Genomic DNA, 17,517 nt, shown 5'->3' on the forward strand with positions numbered 1-17,517 from the left:
GCGTCCGATTCGACGCTGATACCGGCCGCTTGCAAATCTTTTGAGACGATCGACTATCTCAATGGCCCATCGCCTACTTCTTACTCACTCAACGCGACGAGCCAGCGGCGAACGCGCGCGCAGTAGTCGTTGATATCACGTGCGAATTCGGCACGCAGCCGCGCTTTATCGTCAGGATGAAGCGGCTCACCGCCACGGTCGAGCCGATCGATCAGGGAAGGCCAGCCAGCCAGTCATCGTCGGAGCCTTCGTTGATGTCGGCGAACAGTGGTGTGGAGAAGTAACGCTCGCCAGTGTCGGGCAACATCGCCAGCACCACCGCACCTGGCACCGCGCTTTCGGCCACGTGCAGTGCAGTGGCGACGGTGGCACCGCCGGAGATGCCGGTGAAGATGCCTTCCTCAGCAGCCAGGCGACGCGCCACGCTGATCGCGTCGGTGTCTTCCACGCTCAGCACTTCATGTGCGACGTCGCGATTGAGCACTTCCGGCACGAAGTCCGGGGTCCAGCCCTGGATCTTGTGCGGCTTCCAGTCATGGCCCTGCAACAGCGCCGCGCCGGCCGGCTCGGTGGCGGTAATGCGCACTTCCGGGCGGGCCACCCGCAACACTTCGCCCACACCGGTGAGTGTGCCGCCGGTGCCCCAGCCGGTGACGAAATGGTCCAGCCGGTGGCCGGCGAAATCGCGCAGGATTTCAGCCGCAGTGGTGTTGCGGTGATAGGCCGGATTGGCAGGGTTGGCGAACTGGCTGGCCAGGAACCAGCCGTGCTGCTCGGCCAGCTCCCTGGCCTTGCGCACCATGCCGCTGCCGCGCTCGGCGGCCGGGGTCAGGATCACCTTGGCACCATAGGCGCGCATCAGCTTGCGGCGCTCGATGGAAAAGGTTTCCACCATGGTGGCGACGAACTTGTAGCCGCGCGCGGCGGCCACCATCGCCAAGGCAACGCCGGTGTTGCCGGAAGTGGCTTCGACAATGGTGTCGCCGGGCTTGAGCAGTCCACGCTGCTCGGCGTCCAGCACGATTGCCAGCGCCAGCCGGTCCTTGACCGAGCCGCCCGGATTGAATGCCTCTACCTTGACGTACAGGGTCACGTGCTCGGGTGCTAGGCGATGGAGTTTGACCACCGGGGTGCGGCCGATGGTGTCGAGAATGTTGTCGTACAGGGCCATGGGGTCTCCGTCGAAATCAGGCTGCGTGGGCGAGTGTGGGCGCGTCGGGCGTTGTAATGGGTGAGTGCAGGGGCGGTTGCCCGCTCAGCGGCGGCGCGCCGAACCAGTGCAGTGTCCCGGCCAGCGCCGCCACTTCGCCCAGAATCAGCAAGGCCGGCGCACGCACCGCATGCTGCTGTGCGCTCGCGGCCAGGCTGGCCAGCGTGCCGGTGATCACGCGTTGCTGCGGGCGCGAGCCATTTTCGACCAGTGCGAACGGGGTGGTGGGCGCGCGGCCGGCCTGCAGCAGGCGCTGCTGGATGTCGCCCAGCCCCGCCACGCCCATGTAAAAGGCCAATGTCTGGCGATCCTGGCCGAGCGCGTGCCAGTCGAGCGTGTCCAGCGAATCCTTGCAGTGCGCGGTGATCAGTCGCAGCGATTGCGCGTAGTCGCGATGGGTCAGCGGAATGCCGGCATAGGCGGCGCAGGCGATCGCGGCGGTAATGCCGGGAATGACCTGGAAGCCGATACCGTGGTCGCGCAGGAATTCCAGCTCTTCGCCGCCGCGACCGAACACGAACGGGTCGCCGCCTTTCAGCCGCACTACGCGGCGACCGGCGCGTGCGTGTTCGCGCATCAGTGCGTGGATCTGCTCCTGACGGGTGCTGTGACCTTGCGCGGCCTTGCCGACTTCGATGGAGAGTGCACCAGGGTGTGCAAGGCTCAGGATCTGTGGGCTGACCAGGCGGTCGTAGAGCACTACATCGGCCTGTCTCAGCGCGCGCAGCGCGTGCCAAGTGAGTAGGCCGGGATCGCCGGGGCCGGCGCCGACCAGGGTCACGCTGCCGGAGGAGAGCGTGCCGGCGGCGGTGCGGGGGATGGAGGAGCGCGCCGGTAATGACGCGGAAGCCGCGTGCGCCGCGGCATGGGTGAGCAGGCGGCGGCTGTTCGCAGCGCTGCGTAGTGCGTCGTTGAGCTCCGGAGTATCGCTGGCGGCGATGGTGAGCCAGATGGGGTGATCGGGGAGATCCAACCATGTCGGGTCGAACTGGCCAAGCAACCAGGTCACTCGCCCGGCTTGTGCCCAGCTGCGCAACTGCGGGGTGAGCTCCAGCGCACCGACCAGCGGCATCGCGCCGGACTGCAGCAGGTTTGCGGTGGCGCGCTCGGCATCGGCACCGCCACCGACTACCAGGACGGCACGGTCACGCAGGTCGGCACGGAGCAGGAATGCAGAGGTCACGGACTGAAGCATCGACAAGGGAGGGCAGACCGTAACGCCGCCTTATAGCCGTCGGAAATGACTTCATACTCCCTGAAAATAGCGTTCGGTTATAAGCTGGCTCGCAGAAGTCCTCTACAGTCGAGTCCCTGTCGCGTTTCGCGCTTTCTTGGAGACAGCCAATGACGCTGACCCAACTTCGCTATCTGGTTGCCATCGCCGATGCCGAGCTGAACATCACGTTGGCCGCAGCGCGCGTGCATGCGACCCAGCCCGGTCTGTCCAAACAGCTCAAACAGCTGGAGGACGAGCTGGGTTTTCTGTTGTTCGTGCGCAAGGGGCGCAGCCTGGATGCGGTGACGCCGGCCGGCGTGGAGGTGATTGAACGTGCGCGTGCGGTACTGTCTGAAGCCAATAACATCCGCACTTACGCGGCCAATCAGCGCCGCGAGAGCCATGGTCAGCTGACCCTGACCACCACCCACACTCAGGCGCGCTTTGTGCTGCCGCCAGCGGTGGCACAGATCAAGCACGCCTACCCGCAGGTGAGCGTGCATCTGCAGCAGGCGGCCGAAAGCGCGGCGCTGGATCTGCTCAGCCAGGGCGACTCCGATATCGCCGTGGTCAGTACCGCCGGTGGCGAGCCGAGTGCCGGCATCGCGGTGCCGCTGTACCGCTGGCGCCGGTTGGTGATCGTGCCGCGCGGCCACCCGCTGGATCAGCTACGCAGCGCGCCCGACATGCAGGCGCTGTCGCAGCACCCGCTGATCAGCTACGAATCCTCCACGCGGCCGGGCTCATCGCTGCAGCGTGCATTTGCGCAGGTCGGGTTGGCGCCGAGCATCGCGCTCACTGCGCTGGATGCGGACCTGATCAAGACCTATGTGCGCGCCGGCTTGGGTGTCGGCCTGGTGGCAGAGATGGCTGTCAGCGCCAGCGACGAGGATCTGCGCGCCTGGGCCGCACCGGTGCCGATCGCCGAGTGCATCGCCTGGGCGGTGTTGCCGCGCGACCGGGTGCTGCGCGACTACGCTTTGGACCTGGTGCATGTACTGGCGCCGCAGATCGACAAGCGCGACCTGCGCCGCGTGCTGGACGGCAACCAGGCACCGGCCTGGCCGCTGCCGCCGACCTGGGAGTCGCTGACCCAGACCATCACCAGCTGAGCGGTTGTGGAGGCGACTGCGTCGCTATTAGGTTGCTTGGTCGACACACGAAACCTGCATGGCCCGCGACGCGTACACTGTGGCTTCCACGCGCGGGCGGTGTACCCGGGGCCGACCACGCGCGAGGTCCTGTTAGCCGCTCCGAGGCATTGCAACCGATGACCGAGACACTGCGTCCGCCACTCAGCAGGGTGTGGTCTCCCGAACCGGACGGCGGTATGTCGCTGCAACTATCGGCCGGCATCGATGGGCGCGAGCATGAGGTACTGACGGTACAGGCCGACCCGCACGACGAATCGTTGTGGGTTGTGCTGCACGCTGGCGGCACGCAGGTGCAGATTCCGTTGGCCGTGCTGCGCCAGGTGCTGGAGGTTGCGGCGGAGGATGTGCATTCGGCGGACTGGTTTGCGCGGCAGGATGCAGAGGCGTCTGAATTCTGACTGCACGCGTCAGGGCTAGCCAGCCCGCGTTATCCGCGTGCATCAAGTTGCGCTTGGCCCTGTCGAACACCTTGATGGCAACCGTGACACGCCATCCTCGGACGTCTAGGGGTGGACGGTGTAGAACCGGCGATGCAGTGGATCGCGTCGCCGGTTTGTCTGGTGGTGTGGTCGTAGGTTGCTGGCGCTGTCGCATCACTGTTGCGTAAGGCTGCGCGATGCAGCGGTCTCGCGCACCCGGACCCTGGGGAGAGACGTGGCGTGCTTGGTGGCATGAGCCCGGGTCCGCTTCTTTTTCGCCAATCTTCCAGTAGCTGCCCTCAGGCCAGCGGAATCCGTACCGAAAAACAGGTGCCGCCTTCCGGGCGCGAACGCACGTCCACCTCGCACCTCAGCGTTTCGGCAGTGCGGTGCACGATCCACAGACCGATGCCCAATCCATCGCTGCGCGGATCGGCCTGGCGGAATGCCTGAAACACCTGATCGGGTTGATCCAGATTCAAACCGATGCCGCTGTCGATGATTTCCACCACCGCGAAACCGGGGCGGCGACGGGTGCCGACCAGCACGCTTCCGCGTTCGGTGTATTTGATGGCATTGCCGACCAGGTTGCCGATCAAAGTGGTCAGCAAGGTGGGGTGGCTGCGCACGCGCAGCGAGGTGGGCACATGACGTAGCGCCAGGCATTTGTCGATCGCCGGCTGCCGCCACACGCCCAGCACCGCATGCAGCACGTCTTCCAGCGGCATCTGTTGCAGATCCGGCGTGGCGGTCTTGCTTGCGGCCGCCAGCGTGGCGATTTCGTCGAGGCTGCGCGTCACCAGACCGATGGCATCGCGCGCGGTCACCAGGATCGGGATGGAGTCGACATTGGCATGCCGGCGCATCTTGTCGATGGCGTAGGCGGCAGTGCGCAATGGGGTCTTCAGATCATGCCCGGCAATGGCCATCAGCCGGCTGCGGTAGCGGTCAGATTCTTCGGCGATCAGCAGCGCACGGCGCAGTTCCAGCTGCGCCATGGTCTGACGAGCCAGCGCACGTAGCGCTTCGATCTGCTCGTCGGTGAGCTGACGCGGCTGCCGGTCAAGCACGCAGACCGTGCCCAGCGGCAGGCCGTCGGCAGTCCTGAGCACGGCGCCAGCATAGAAGTACAGCGGCGCTTCGCCAGTGACCAGCGGATTGCGTGCAAAGCGCACGTCGCTGCGGGTGTCGGGGACCACCAGTACGTCATTATCGAGCAACGCATGCGCGCACATCGATTTGAACAGCGGCGTCTCGCGCTCGCCCAGGCCGCGCTCGCTCTTGAACCACTGGCGGTCGTCATCCACCAGGCTGATCAAGGCGATCGGGGTCTGGCAGATGATCGAGGCGAGCCGGGTGATGTCTTCGAAGGCCGCCTCGCGTGGCGTATCGAGAATGCGGTAGCCGCGCAGCGCTTGGAGGCGCAATGCTTCGCTGGGCGGTTTAGGCGCGCAGGGAAATGGCTCAGCCGCTGGATCGGACAGGACGGTGCTCATGCGCGCGCAGCATAATTAGGATGGTATGCAAGCATAGGGCATGACAGAGTGCGTCATGTGTCCCCGATCACATCCCCGCCTGGAAGTGTGACTGCCGACCTGGACAATTAAGGATGTGAGTGACGTTTGAGTGATGATGGCAGGCGCCGGTTGAATTGCGAGATGTCGGTGCCTGCGACGTCTCACCCGCGACGTCTCAAACGTGTGTAGCCTGCGCGTGCCCGGTGCCGTTTAGTGCGGGCGCCCGATCCGATCCAGAGTGCGACATCCGGTCGCGCACCGGCTGCAACCATCGCTCCCAAGCACCCGGCGGCATACACTTAAACGATGCTGCGTTCGTTCCGCCGTCACCGGTTGCTGCACCTGCTTGCCTGTCTGGCGGTGGCGCTGATGCTGGTGGCTCCGCTGATCAGTCGTTTGAGCCAGGCGCAGGCGGGCGAGCCGATGTGCATGAATGGGCCGGCTCTTGATGCGAGCAGTTCGCTGCATGCCGATCATCTGTCCATGCCGCTGCAGACTGCGGCGCATCGGCACGCCAGTGCTGATACGACAGCGCACCTTGCCGGTGGCCACGACGCGGCCATGCATGGCGAAGCCTGCGACTACTGCGTACTGGCCGCGCGGTTGCTGCCATGGCTGGCATGGGTGGTGCTGTGTCTGTTGCAACTCCGGCCACCGCCGGTTCCAGTGCACGTCAAGGCGCAGACATGGTCGGCCTTGCGCTGGGCCGCCCTTGGGGCACGTGGGCCACCGCTGCACGCGTGAGCCTTGCCCCATCGCGAGCGTCCACGCTGTTGCGTTCATTGCGCGCCTGATCCTTCGGCGTGTCTGCAAGCAGAGCGACGGACACTCGTTCCTTAAGTTAAGTGATGCCTGCGCCCGCTGTTGCGGCGTCGCACGGCTGTGTTGCCGTACTGCGACGGCGAAGGGTTGGACATGTGTTTGCGGTTGTTGAAAACGATGTGGTATGCGCCGTCATTGGCGCTGGTGTGGGCACCTGTATGCCATGTGCAGGCACAGGACGCGGCATTGACGCTGGGCAAGGTGCAGGTGAGCGAACAAAGTCAGCGCAGCCCGAGCACGGCGCGGGTGCTGAGTTCGGTGGATGTGATCGGCGGCGAGCTGCTGCACGATCAACATGTGGACTACAGCTGGGAATTGCTGATGCGTGCGCCGGGCGTGCAGGTCACCCAGTTCCGCATGGGGACCGATGCGGGGCGGTTCTCGTTCCGTGGCTTCAATGGCGAGGGGCGGATCAATGCGGTGAAGCTGCTGATCGATGGCATCCCCAGCAACGACAATGCCGGCGGCATGCCGTATCTGGATGCGGTGTTTCCACAGGACATCAGTGCGATCGAAATCGTGCGCGGCACTAACGACGCACGCTACGGTTCGAACGCGATCGCCGGCAGCGTGGATGTGCTGACCCGCATCGGTGGCAACGATGGCCTGTTGAGCGTGACCGCCGGCAGCTTCGGTGCACGTGAGGTGCAACTGGGCAAGGGCTTGGAGCACGGCGCGTGGAGCCAGAACTATGGGTTGGCGTGGCGCGATTCCGATGGCTATCGCGCGCACGCCGACGCGCGCAAACGCAGCGTGGCCGGCAAGTGGTTCTACACCGATCCGGACGGCGCTTTCCGTGCCGGGCTTACCACGCGCTACTACGACAACCATGCGCTGGAAGCCGGTTATCTGGATGCGGCCGCCGCGCGTATAGCGCCGCGCAGTTCGCCCACGTATGCGCAAGACGATAGAAGCGAACGCAGCGTGCGCCAGACTGCGTTGCACGCCGAGGGCGAGCTTGCTGCGGATGCGCGATGGAGCGCCAAGGCCTACCAGAACGACTATCGCAATCAGCGCTGGGTACGGTTTTCTGCCGCCGGCCTGCAACAGGAGCGCGATACCGATGAAACCCACCGCGGCCTGTTGTTGCGCGGCAACTGGCAGCCCGACGGGGGCGCGCTGGCGGCCAATCTCCAAGCCGGCGTGGATGCGCAGTGGCAGGACAATCGGTCGCAGCGCTACCGCACCGTCGCACGCGTGCGCGGTGCGCAATTGCGCAACTGGAACTACGACCTGCGTACGCGCGGTGCGTATGTGCAGGCGGTGCTGTCGACTGTTCCACGTTTGCAGTTAGTGCCGGGGTATCGCATCGACCGCGTCGATGGCGAGCTGCACGATGTGCTGGCCGGCATCTACGCGCCGACCTACGATTACGGCACCATCAAGCAGCCCAAGTTCAGTGCCAGCTATGAATTTGCCGAGCAGAGCAGCGTCTACGCAAATTGGGGCCGCACCTTCCAGATCGGCAGCGGCGATGGTGCTTATCGGCGCCAGCCGGCATCTCTTGGCCCGTCGATCAACGCTGGTTGGGAGGCCGGTTTCAAGTTCGCACCGTCGGCCGTGATGGACGGGCGCCTGGCGTATTGGGAACAACGTGCCTCTGGCGAGGTCGCGACCATTTTAGGAGTGAACGGCGTGGCCGGTGTCGGCGATGTCGCCAACGTGGGGCGCACGCTGCGGCGCGGCTGGGATGCACAGCTCAACCTGCAGCCGGCCGAACACTGGCGTATGTGGATGTCGTATTCGCGCCAGAAAGCCAGCATCGCCACGCCCGATCCGAGTGCTCCGGCCACGCGCGGCAAAGAGATCGAAAACGTGCCGCATTGGTTGGCGACCGCCGGGCTTGAGTGGCAGGTCAGTGGAGCCGTACAGCTGAGCGCCTGGGGCAATGCGCAAGGCGATTATTATCTGGAGCGCAGCAATACGCTGGGCCGCACCGGTGGTTACGCCTTGCTCAATCTGGGCGCGCGCTGGAACGTGGATGCGCGCAATGCGCTCAGCCTGCAGCTGCGTAATATTACCGATCGTGCGTATGTGTACGCCTGGTACGACAGCGGCAGTTCCGGGTATTCGCCGGGTGATGGGCGTGCGCTGTCGCTGTCGTGGGACTGGAGTTTCTGATGCACGCAATCACCGCCCGAGGCGGCGTGACCGAGGCACTTCAGGACAGCCGCTGGCGCTTTTATCGTGCGGTGTGGCGCTGGCATTTCTATGCCGGCCTGCTGGTGCTGCCTTTCATCATCTGGCTGGCGCTGACCGGTGCTGCGTTTTTGTATCAGGAGGCGATTGATCGTACCGTGCACCATGGCCTGAAAGTGGTGCCGGTGGGCGAGACGCGCGTCTGCGCGCAGCGATTGGTCGATGCCGCTCAGCGTGCTTATGGCGGCACATTGTTCCGCTTCACCACGCCTAAGCGTGCCGACGCCAGTGCCGAGATCGGGCTGGTCGATGCGCAGGGCGCGCGGCAGGTGGTCTATGTCGATCCGTATCGCGCTCGGGTGCTTGGCACGCTGCCGGAGCATGGCACGCTGGCCTGGACGATTCGCCGGCTGCACAGTCTTGAATTGCTCGGCCCGTTTGCGCGCGGGTTGATCGAGATGGCGGCGGGGTGGGCCATCGTGCTGGTGCTTACCGGGGTGTATCTGTGGTGGCCGCGCGGACGACGCGGCGGGGTGGTCAGTGTGCGCGGCAAGCCGGTGCAACGGTTGTTCTGGCGCGATCTGCATGCGGTGACCGGCGCAGGTATCGGTGCGATATTACTGTTCCTGGCGCTGACCGGCATGCCGTGGTCGTGGCTGTGGGGCGCGCAGGTCAATCGCTGGGCCAATGGACATGATTTTGGATATCCCGCTGGCCTGCGCGTGCAGCAACCGATGTCGCAACAGCGGCTTGTCGACAGTGGTGATCCTGCGTGGTCGTTGCGACAGGCGCGCGTGCCACAATCTGTGGTACCCGGGGGCGGAGTTGCTGCGTTGGATGCGCGGTTGCGTTCTGCACGTGCAGAACACTCAGAGCACTCAGAACACGGTGGCGCCGGCAGCGTCGCTGCGCCGGGACTTGGGGCGATGGGGCTGGATGCGGCGATGGAGCGCTTCGAGTCGCGCGGTATTGCACCGGGCTACAGCGTGGCGCCGCCGCGTGGTCCTACCGGCGTGTATACCGCCTCGGTCTATCCGGCCGATCTGCAACGTCAGCGCGTGATGCATCTGGATCAATACAGCGGAGCGGTGCTGCTGGACATGACCTACCGCAATTACGGACCGGTGGGGCGCGCGCTGGAATGGGGCATCAACGTGCATCTGGGCCAGCAGTATGGCACTGCCAATCAAGTGATCCTGTTGCTGGCTTGCGCGGCGATCGTGCTGTTGTGCGTCAGCGCTGCAGTGATGTGGTGGAAGCGGCGCCCGGTCGGCGGGCTGGGCGTGCCGCCAATGCCTGCCGATCCTGGCACGCTGCGCGGCCTGATGGTGGTGCTGGTGATGTGCGGGCTGATCTTTCCGCTGGTCGGTGTGTCGTTGTTGATGATGTGGCTGCTGGATCGGTATTGGATTGGCCGATCGCAGCGCTGTTGATCAGATGTCTTCGTGGATGCCGCACTCGCGTTTGAGCCCGAAAAAGCGCGTGTCCTCTTCGCGCATGCCCGGTTCCCAGCGACGCGTGGTGTGGAAGTCGCCGATCGAGACGTAGCCCTGTTCCCACAGCGGGTGATACGGCAGATCGTGCGCTTGCAGGTATTGCCACACATCGCGATCGGTCCAATCGGCGATCGGGCTGATCTTGTAGCGGTCGCCGCGCTTCTGCACGATCGGCGTCTGCGCGCGGCCGCCGGACTGGCTGCGGCGCAGGCCGGTAAACCAGGTGCCAACGTTGAGCTCGTCCAACGCGCGCCGCATCGGCTCGACCTTGCGCAGGTTGTTGTACTGGTCGATGCCGACCATGCCTTGCTCCCACAAGCGGCCGTGGCGCGCTTCCATCCAGGCGCGGCTGACCAGCGGTCGGTACACCTTTAGATTGAGCTTGAGCCGGTCGGTCAAGGCGTCGGCAAAGCGGTAGGTTTCCGGGAACAGATAACCGGTGTCGATCAGGATCACCGGAATGTCCGGGCGCTGCTGGGTGAGCAGGTGCAGCGTCACCGCCGATTGCGCGCCGAAGCTGGACGACAACGCTGCATCCTGCCGGCCATGTTGCAATGCCCAGGCCACGCGTTCGTCGGCACGCAATGTGTCCAGGTGTGCGTTGAGCGCGTCCAGCTCGTCCAGCGCGGAAGAGGGGGCGGTCGAGGTGACAGGCAGCGCGGTCATGCGAGCAATTCCAGGTCGAGGTAACGGTGCGTGGGGTAGGGTGGCAGCGCGATCAGACCGCTGCGATGCAGGAAATCGCCGAAGCCTTCGTCGTTGGCTTGATCGCGTTCGGCGGCGTAGCGGGCTAGCAGCGGCTCCAGTGCGGCCAGGATCTCGGCTTCGGTGATGTTGTCGCGATACAGCGTGTTCAACCGCTGGCCGCGCCGATCGCCGCCCAGCATCAGGTTGTAGCGGCCGGGTGCCTTGCCCACCAGCGCGATCTCGGCCAGGTACGGCCGCGAGCACCCGTTGGGGCAGCCGGACAGGCGCAGCACGATCGGCGTGTCGGCCAGCCCGTGCTGCTGCAGCAGCGGCTGCAAGGCGGCGCTGAAATCGGGTAGATAGCGCTCTGCCTCGGCCATCGCCAGGCCGCAGGTGGGAAGCGCCACGCAGGCCATCGCGCCGCGTGCCAGTGCAGTGGCAGCGTGATTGCCGGCATCCAGCGCGTATTGCGCGACCACCGCATCGACCCGTGCGCGCTCGCTGGCCAGCACACCGGCAATCACCAGGTTTTGGTTGGGCGTCATGCGGAACTCGCCGAAATTCAATTGCGCGATCGCACGCAGCCCGCTCAGATGCGCCGCGGTCTCGGTATCGGCGATGCGTCCGGCCGGCAACGACAGGGTCAGATGCCACAGCCCGTTGTCGCCCTCGACCCAGCCATAGCGGTCGCCGTTGTGCTCGAACGCGAACTGCTTTGCCGGCTGCAGTGCAAACCCGGCACGGCGTTCGATCTCGGCCACGATGGTGTCCAGGCCATGATCGTCGATGGTGTACTTCAAGCGCGCACGCTTGCGCACCGCACGGTTGCCGAAGTCGCGCTGGGTTGTCACCACTGCAGTGGCGATGTCGAGCAATTGATCGCGGGTGACAAACCCGATCACATTGGCCACGCGTGGCCAGGTTTCTGCATCGCCGTGGCTGGCACCCATGCCACCGCCGATGCTGATGTTGTAGCCGAGCAATTGCTCGTTGCGCAGGATCGCAATGAAACCCAGATCGTTGGCGAACACGTCCACATCGTTGAGCGGCGGCGCGGCGAAACCAATCTTGAATTTACGCGGAAGATAACGATCGCCGTAGATCGGTTCTTCTTCGCTGCCCGAGCCGGACACGCGCTCTTCGTCCAGCCAGATTTCGTAGTACGCCCGCGTATTGGGCAGCAGATGCTCGGACACGCGCGCGGCATCGGCATACAGCGTGGCGTGCGCCTGCGACACCAGCGGGTTGGCGGCCACCTGCACATTGCGATTGACGTCGCCGCACGCAGCCAGCGTGTCGATCAAGGTCGCATTGATCGCCTGCATGGTCGCCTTGAGTTCGCGCTTGATCACGCCATGGAACTGAAAGGCCTGGCGCGTGGTGATGCGCAACGAATGATTGGCGTAACGCGTGGCGATGCCATCCAGCGCCAGCCACTGCGTGGGCGAAATCACCCCGCCCGGCGTGCGTGTGCGGATCATGAACTGATACGCCGGTTCGAGCTTTTGCCGACGCCGCTCATCGCGAATATCGCGGTCGTCCTGCTGATAGCTGCCGTGATACTTGATCAGCGTTTGATCGTCCTCACGCAACGCACCGGTCACCGCATCGGCCAGGCTTTGTTCCAGCGATCCGCGCAAACGGCGACTTTCGGATTTGATGTCTTCGACGGAATGGCTCATGACGGGATTGGGCATTCGTGATTCGGGATTGGCAAAAAGAAACAACGAGCAGCGACACCACAACACCAGGACCCCAGGAGCCCGCCGTTGCGAATCCCCAATCCCGACTCCTCAACCTCCGATTTAATACACATCGCGCGCATACCGCCCCTCCGCCTGCAACCGGGTGAGGTATGCCGCAGCGGCCTCGATCTCCAGGGCTCCATGGGTGGCGACGATGTCCAGCAGGGCAGCGTGCACGTCCTTGCCCATGCGGGTGGCACCGCAGACATAGACATGCGCGCCGCCTTGCAGCCAGGCGTAGACCTCGGCGCCGCGGGCGCGCAGGCGGTGTTGGACGTAGATCTTTTCGGCCTGGTCGCGTGAGAACGCCACCTCCAGTGCATGCAGTTCACCGCGCTGCAGGGCTTGCTGCCACTCGGCCTGATAGAGGAAATCGGTATTGAAATGCGGGGCGCCGAAGAACAGCCAGTTGCGGCCCCTGGCGCCGGTTTCGGCGCGTTCCTGCACAAAGCCGCGAAACGGTGCCACGCCGGTGCCCGGGCCGATCATCAGAATGTCGCGGTCGGGGTCGGCCGGTACGCGGAAGCGTTCGTTGGGTTCGATGTAGACCGGGGCGGTATCGCCCTCGGCAAGCGCGGCGAGAAAGCCGCTGGCCGAGCCCAGGTGCGCATGACCATGCGCCTGGTAAGTGATTTCGTCCACGACCAGATGGGCCTCATCGCCCACACGTTTGCGGCTGGAGGCGATGGAGTACAGGCGTGGGGTAAGCGGACGCAGGGCGGCCAGCAGGCTGCCGTGGTCCCAATCCGCCGGCCAGCGTCGCAGCACATCGATCACTTGGTGATCGCAGAGCAACGACGCCAGGCCGGCGGTCTGGGTCGGGGTGAGCAGCGCTTGCAGGTCGTCGGCGCGCGCGCGCTCTGCATGGGCGCTTAGAAACGGCCGCGACAGCCTGGTCAGTTCGCGCCGGGTGGCAAGCCACTCGTTCAACGCCAGAGTCTCTTCGCCAACGGTGACCGCGGCATGACCGTCCAGCTGCAGCGTCTGCAGCAATGCATCCACCAAGGCGGGCGGATTGCGATGACGGATGCCCAACGCATCGCCGGGCGCGTAATTCAGGCCGCTGCCTTCCAGCGAAAATTCCAGATGCCGCACGCGCTTGCCGGGCAGGGCATAAACGCGGAAGCCCGGGCCTTTGAAGTCGCGTCCGCTGACGATCTGATTGGCCAGCAACTCGGCCGCGAAAGGATGCTGGTGTGACCACACCGGCGCGGCCGGGCTGCTGCGCAGCGGGGTGACTGTCGCTGAATGCGGGCCGCTCTTGAGCTGCTCGCGCGCATGCTTCAACGCCTGCGTGCGCCATGGCGCGGCGACGCTGTCGATGTCCAGATCGGCTTCGCCACGCGGCTGTACGCGGCTGCCGCCGAGTTCGGCCAGGCGTTCGTCGATGCGCCGCGCGATGCCGCAGAAATCCGCGTAACTTGAATCGCCCAGTCCCAGCACCGCGTATTTGAGGTCAGGCAGCTTGGGCGCGCGCCGGCTGGCCAGAAATTCGACCAGGCCGATCGCATCGTCCGGCGGGTCGCCTTCGCCCTGGGTGCTGATCACCACATACAGCAAGCGCTCGCTGGCCAGCTCGCGGGTGGGGTAGCTATCGGCGCGCAGCAAACGCACGCTCAAGCCGGCAGCGTCGGCCTCGGCGGCGAGGTGCTCGGCTTCGCGGCGCGCATTGCCGGTCTGGCTGCCGTACACCACCGTCAGGCGTTGGCTCTCCTGGGCGAGAGCATGCGGCTGCCCCCCCGGCAGCACGGCCAGCGAGCGCGGCGGGTGGCCTTGTGCCAGCCCGGCGGTGTAGCCGGACAGCCACCACAACGATGCCGCATCCAGGCCGTCGACCAACCGGTCCAGCAGCACCTTGCGCTCGTCGGGCAAGGGGCTGGGCGGTAGCGCGGAACGGGTGGCGGTCATTCGGATCCGTGGGTTCTGATTTAGATGACCGATGTTATGGAAGCGTTGCGGCAACCAGAAAGGATGAGCCGTTATCGCGTTATGCCGGCCGCTTATTTCGGTCCTGCCTACGCTCGCCACACACTGCAGGACCCTGCCCCCGCCATCGTTTGGTCCGCCCGCCGATGCCCACGACATCCCGATGACCCTGCCCCTGTCGCACCTCGATCGGCTCGAAGCCGAAAGCATCCACATCCTGCGCGAAGTCGCTGCCGAGTTCCGGGCCCCGCTGATGCTGTACTCGGTGGGCAAGGACAGCTCGGTGCTGTTGCATCTGCTTCTCAAGGCGTTTGCGCCATCGCCCCCGCCGATTCCGCTGTTGCACGTGGACACGCGCTGGAAGTTTCGCGAGATGATCGCCTTCCGCGAACGCCGCGCGACCGAGACCGGCGTAGACCTGCGCGTGCACATCAACCCCGACGGCGTCGCACAGGACATCGGCCCGATCAGCCATGGCGCTGCGGTGCATACCGACATCATGAAGACGCAGGGCCTGAAACAGGCGCTGGAGCAGGGCGACTTCGATGCGGCCATTGGTGGGGCGCGCCGCGACGAAGAAAAATCGCGCGCCAAGGAGCGGGTGTTCTCGTTCCGCAATGCGCGCCATCGCTGGGACCCGAAAAACCAGCGCCCGGAGCTGTGGAATCTCTACAACGCGCGCACCAAGCCCGGCGAAAGCGTGCGTGTGTTTCCGTTGTCCAATTGGACCGAGCTGGATATCTGGCTGTACATCTACCGCGAGGCGATTCCGGTGGTGCCGCTGTATTTCGCCGCACCGCGCCCGGTGGTGGAGCGCGACGGCGCATTGATCATGGTCGATGACGATCGCTTGCCCCTGCACGCGGGCGAAACCCCGCAGCTGCGCTCGGTGCGCTTCCGCACACTGGGCTGCTATCCGCTGACCGGCGCGATCGAATCCACCGCCGACACGCTGGAAGCGGTCATCGCCGAAATGCTGGTCAGCACCAGCTCCGAGCGCCAGGGCCGCATGATCGATCATGCGCCAGGTGCATCGATGGAACAGAAAAAGCTTGAGGGGTATTTCTGATGGGCAGGGATTGGGGAATCGGCATTGGGGATTCGCAACAGCGGTTCGCCGCAGACGGAACAAGGGAAGGGGCCGCCTTTGCGACCCCCGACTCCGGACTCCCCAATCCCGGCGCCATCGGCGCCTATTTGCATCAACACGAATCCAAACCACTGCTGCGCTTGATCACCTGCGGCAGTGTGGACGATGGCAAGAGCACGCTGATCGGGCGGTTGTTGTACGACAGCAAGCGCCTGTTCGACGATCAACTTGCTGCGCTGGAAGGCGATAGCCGGCGGCATGGTACGCAGGGCGAGGGCATCGACTATGCGCTGCTGATGGATGGGCTGGCCGCCGAGCGGGAGCAGGGCATCACTATCGATGTGGCGTATCGCTATTTCGATACCGACCAGCGCAAGTTCATCGTTGCCGATTGCCCCGGCCATGAGCAGTACACGCGCAATATGGCCACAGGTGCATCCACTGCCGATGTCGCGGTGGTGCTTGTGGATGCGCGCAAGGGCGTGTTGACGCAGACGCGCCGGCACAGTTACATCGTGTCGTTACTGGGTATTGGCCATGTGGTGCTGGCGGTCAACAAGATGGATCTTGTGGATTACAACGCGCAGGTGTTCGCCGACATCGCCGAGGACTATCGTGCGATGGCAGCGCAGTTGGGCATTGCCGATGTGCAGTACATTCCGCTGTCGGCGTTGAATGGCGAAAATCTGTCCAGTGCCTCGACACGGATGCCGTGGTACAGCGGCCCGCATTTGCTGCAGCATCTTGAAACCGTGCAAATGGAGCCGCCCGAGGCCGGCAGTGGGTTGCGCTTGCCGGTGCAGTGGGTCAATCGCCCAAACCAGCATTTCCGCGGCTATGCCGGCACCATTGCCGCCGGTCGGGTGCGTCCTGGCGATGCAGTGGTCGTGGTGCCGTCGGGGCGTCGTGCACACGTGGCCGCAGTGCTGGATGTCAATGGCGAAGTGAGCAGCGCACGCGCCGGTCAGGCGGTGACGCTGACCTTGCGCGAAGAGATCGACATCAGCCGCGGCGACATCATCGCCGCGGTCGACGATCCGCCAGAAGTGGCCGACCAGTTTGCCGCGCATCTGCTTTGGATGGACGATGCCGCGCTGCTGCCCGGGCGGCCTTATTGGCTCAAGATCGGCACACGCACGAGCACCGCGAGCATCAGCGAGATCAAGCACAAGGTCGATGTGAACACGCAGGAACGTCTGGCGGCCAAGCGCCTGGAGCTCAACGAAGTGGGTTACTGCAATCTCGCGCTGGACGAGCCGATCGCGTTTTCGCCGTATGCGCGCAATCGTGTGCTGGGCGGTTTCATCCTGATCGACCGGCAGAGCAACGCCACTGTCGCAGCCGGTACGTTGGAATTCGCGTTGCGCCGCGCCGGCAACGTGCGTTGGCAGCATCTGGATGTGGACCGCAGCGCACGTGCGCGCATCAAGGGGCAGGCGCCGCGCGTGTTGTGGTTCACCGGCTTGTCGGGCGCTGGTAAATCCACTGTCGCCAACTTGGTCGACAAACGCCTGCATGCGTTGGGGTATCACACCTTCATCCTGGACGGCGACAATCTGCGCCACGGGCTCAATCGCGATCTGGGCTTTACAGACGAAGATCGTGTCGAAAATATCCGCCGCGTGGCCGAGGTGGCGCGCTTGATGGCCGATGCGGGCCTGATCGTGCTGGTGAGTTTCATCTCGCCGTTCCGGGCCGAGCGACAACTGGCGCGTGAGCGCTTCGATCAAGATGAGTTCGTTGAAGTGTTCGTCGATGTGCCGCTTGCGGTCGCTGAAGCGCGCGACGTGAAGGGGCTGTACCGCAAGGCGAGGGCTGGGCAGATTCCCAACTTTACCGGCATCGATTCACCGTATGAGCCGCCCGAGGCGCCGGAGATCCATCTTCATGCCGATGGAGAGGATGTAGAAACGCTGGCGCGCCACGTGCTCGAGTTTCTTGCGCTGGAACGCTGAAAATGTCTGACACGACGGAGCGCGCGGTCATCCGGGTGGGGTGGCCGCGCGTGGAACTGCAGCGCATGCATCACTCCAAGCAGTGTCTGAGTGCCGGTCGCGCCCGTTTGGCGGCTGCGCAGCCGTGTCGATAGCCGTGAT

Annotated in this window: 13 protein-coding genes; 7 read left to right on the forward strand and 6 right to left on the reverse strand. The window is 64.8% G+C overall.

Features of this window, described 5'->3' with window-relative positions; genetic code table 11:
* Positions 1 to 211: 211 nt before the first annotated feature.
* Positions 212 to 1,171 (reverse strand): cysteine synthase A, encoded by a 960-nt coding sequence (gene cysK / locus PD885_RS02735; RefSeq protein ID WP_002802556.1) that lies wholly within the window; start codon positions 1,169 to 1,171, stop codon positions 212 to 214.
* Between the two features lie 16 nt (positions 1,172 to 1,187).
* Positions 1,188 to 2,393: a uroporphyrinogen-III C-methyltransferase gene (cobA, locus tag PD885_RS02740; RefSeq protein ID WP_088057095.1), complete on the reverse strand. Its 1,206-nt coding sequence runs from the start codon at positions 2,391 to 2,393 to the stop codon at positions 1,188 to 1,190.
* 161 nt (positions 2,394 to 2,554) lie between these two features.
* Between cobA and PD885_RS02745 the strand changes: the two genes are divergently transcribed.
* Positions 2,555 to 3,538, forward strand: coding sequence for a LysR family transcriptional regulator (locus PD885_RS02745; RefSeq protein ID WP_002802569.1), 984 nt, complete (start codon positions 2,555 to 2,557; stop codon positions 3,536 to 3,538).
* A gap of 158 nt (positions 3,539 to 3,696) precedes the next feature.
* Positions 3,697 to 3,978 (forward strand): hypothetical protein, encoded by a 282-nt coding sequence (locus tag PD885_RS02750; RefSeq protein WP_002802571.1) that lies wholly within the window; start codon positions 3,697 to 3,699, stop codon positions 3,976 to 3,978.
* A gap of 320 nt (positions 3,979 to 4,298) precedes the next feature.
* Here PD885_RS02750 and PD885_RS02755 read toward each other — a convergent pair whose 3' ends face one another.
* Positions 4,299 to 5,495: a sensor histidine kinase gene (locus PD885_RS02755; RefSeq protein WP_002802573.1), complete on the reverse strand. Its 1,197-nt coding sequence runs from the start codon at positions 5,493 to 5,495 to the stop codon at positions 4,299 to 4,301.
* A gap of 327 nt (positions 5,496 to 5,822) precedes the next feature.
* Between PD885_RS02755 and PD885_RS02760 the strand changes: the two genes are divergently transcribed.
* The 3 genes from PD885_RS02760 to PD885_RS02770 all read left to right on the forward strand — a co-directional run bounded on the left by PD885_RS02760 (position 5,823) and on the right by PD885_RS02770 (position 9,910).
* The gene (locus PD885_RS02760; protein ID WP_002802575.1) at positions 5,823 to 6,260 is read left to right on the forward strand and encodes a DUF2946 family protein; all 438 of its coding nucleotides are present in this window, start codon (positions 5,823 to 5,825) and stop codon (positions 6,258 to 6,260) included.
* Positions 6,261 to 6,455: 195 nt separating this feature from the next.
* Positions 6,456 to 8,459 (forward strand): TonB-dependent receptor, encoded by a 2,004-nt coding sequence (locus tag PD885_RS02765; RefSeq protein ID WP_040762045.1) that lies wholly within the window; start codon positions 6,456 to 6,458, stop codon positions 8,457 to 8,459.
* Positions 8,459 to 9,910, forward strand: a complete 1,452-nt coding sequence (locus PD885_RS02770; RefSeq protein WP_088056634.1) for a PepSY-associated TM helix domain-containing protein — start codon at positions 8,459 to 8,461, stop codon at positions 9,908 to 9,910. Before PD885_RS02765 ends, PD885_RS02770 begins: the two co-directional genes overlap by 1 nt.
* Here PD885_RS02770 and PD885_RS02775 read toward each other — a convergent pair whose 3' ends face one another.
* The 3 genes from PD885_RS02775 to PD885_RS02785 all read right to left on the reverse strand — a co-directional run bounded on the left by PD885_RS02775 (position 9,911) and on the right by PD885_RS02785 (position 14,313).
* Complete coding sequence (locus tag PD885_RS02775) at positions 9,911 to 10,639, reverse strand: phosphoadenylyl-sulfate reductase (protein WP_002802582.1); 729 nt, start codon at positions 10,637 to 10,639, stop codon at positions 9,911 to 9,913. It lies immediately after the preceding gene.
* Positions 10,636 to 12,342, reverse strand: coding sequence for an assimilatory sulfite reductase (NADPH) hemoprotein subunit (cysI, locus tag PD885_RS02780; RefSeq protein ID WP_002802589.1), 1,707 nt, complete (start codon positions 12,340 to 12,342; stop codon positions 10,636 to 10,638). The genes PD885_RS02775 and cysI overlap by 4 nt, the downstream gene beginning before the upstream one ends.
* Positions 12,343 to 12,465: 123 nt before the next feature.
* A complete protein-coding gene (locus PD885_RS02785) occupies positions 12,466 to 14,313 on the reverse strand; it encodes an assimilatory sulfite reductase (NADPH) flavoprotein subunit (protein ID WP_002802590.1) in 1,848 nt (615 codons plus the stop codon).
* Positions 14,314 to 14,494: 181 nt separating this feature from the next.
* Between PD885_RS02785 and cysD the strand changes: the two genes are divergently transcribed.
* On the forward strand, positions 14,495 to 15,400 hold the full coding sequence (gene cysD, locus PD885_RS02790; RefSeq protein ID WP_002802591.1) for a sulfate adenylyltransferase subunit CysD: 906 nt from the start codon (positions 14,495 to 14,497) through the stop codon (positions 15,398 to 15,400).
* Positions 15,400 to 17,376 (forward strand): sulfate adenylyltransferase subunit CysN, encoded by a 1,977-nt coding sequence (cysN, locus tag PD885_RS02795; RefSeq protein ID WP_002802592.1) that lies wholly within the window; start codon positions 15,400 to 15,402, stop codon positions 17,374 to 17,376. Before cysD ends, cysN begins: the two co-directional genes overlap by 1 nt.
* Positions 17,377 to 17,517 lie beyond the last annotated feature (141 nt).

Source organism: Xanthomonas fragariae (genome assembly GCF_900183975.1).
Lineage (GTDB): Bacteria > Pseudomonadota > Gammaproteobacteria > Xanthomonadales > Xanthomonadaceae > Xanthomonas > Xanthomonas fragariae.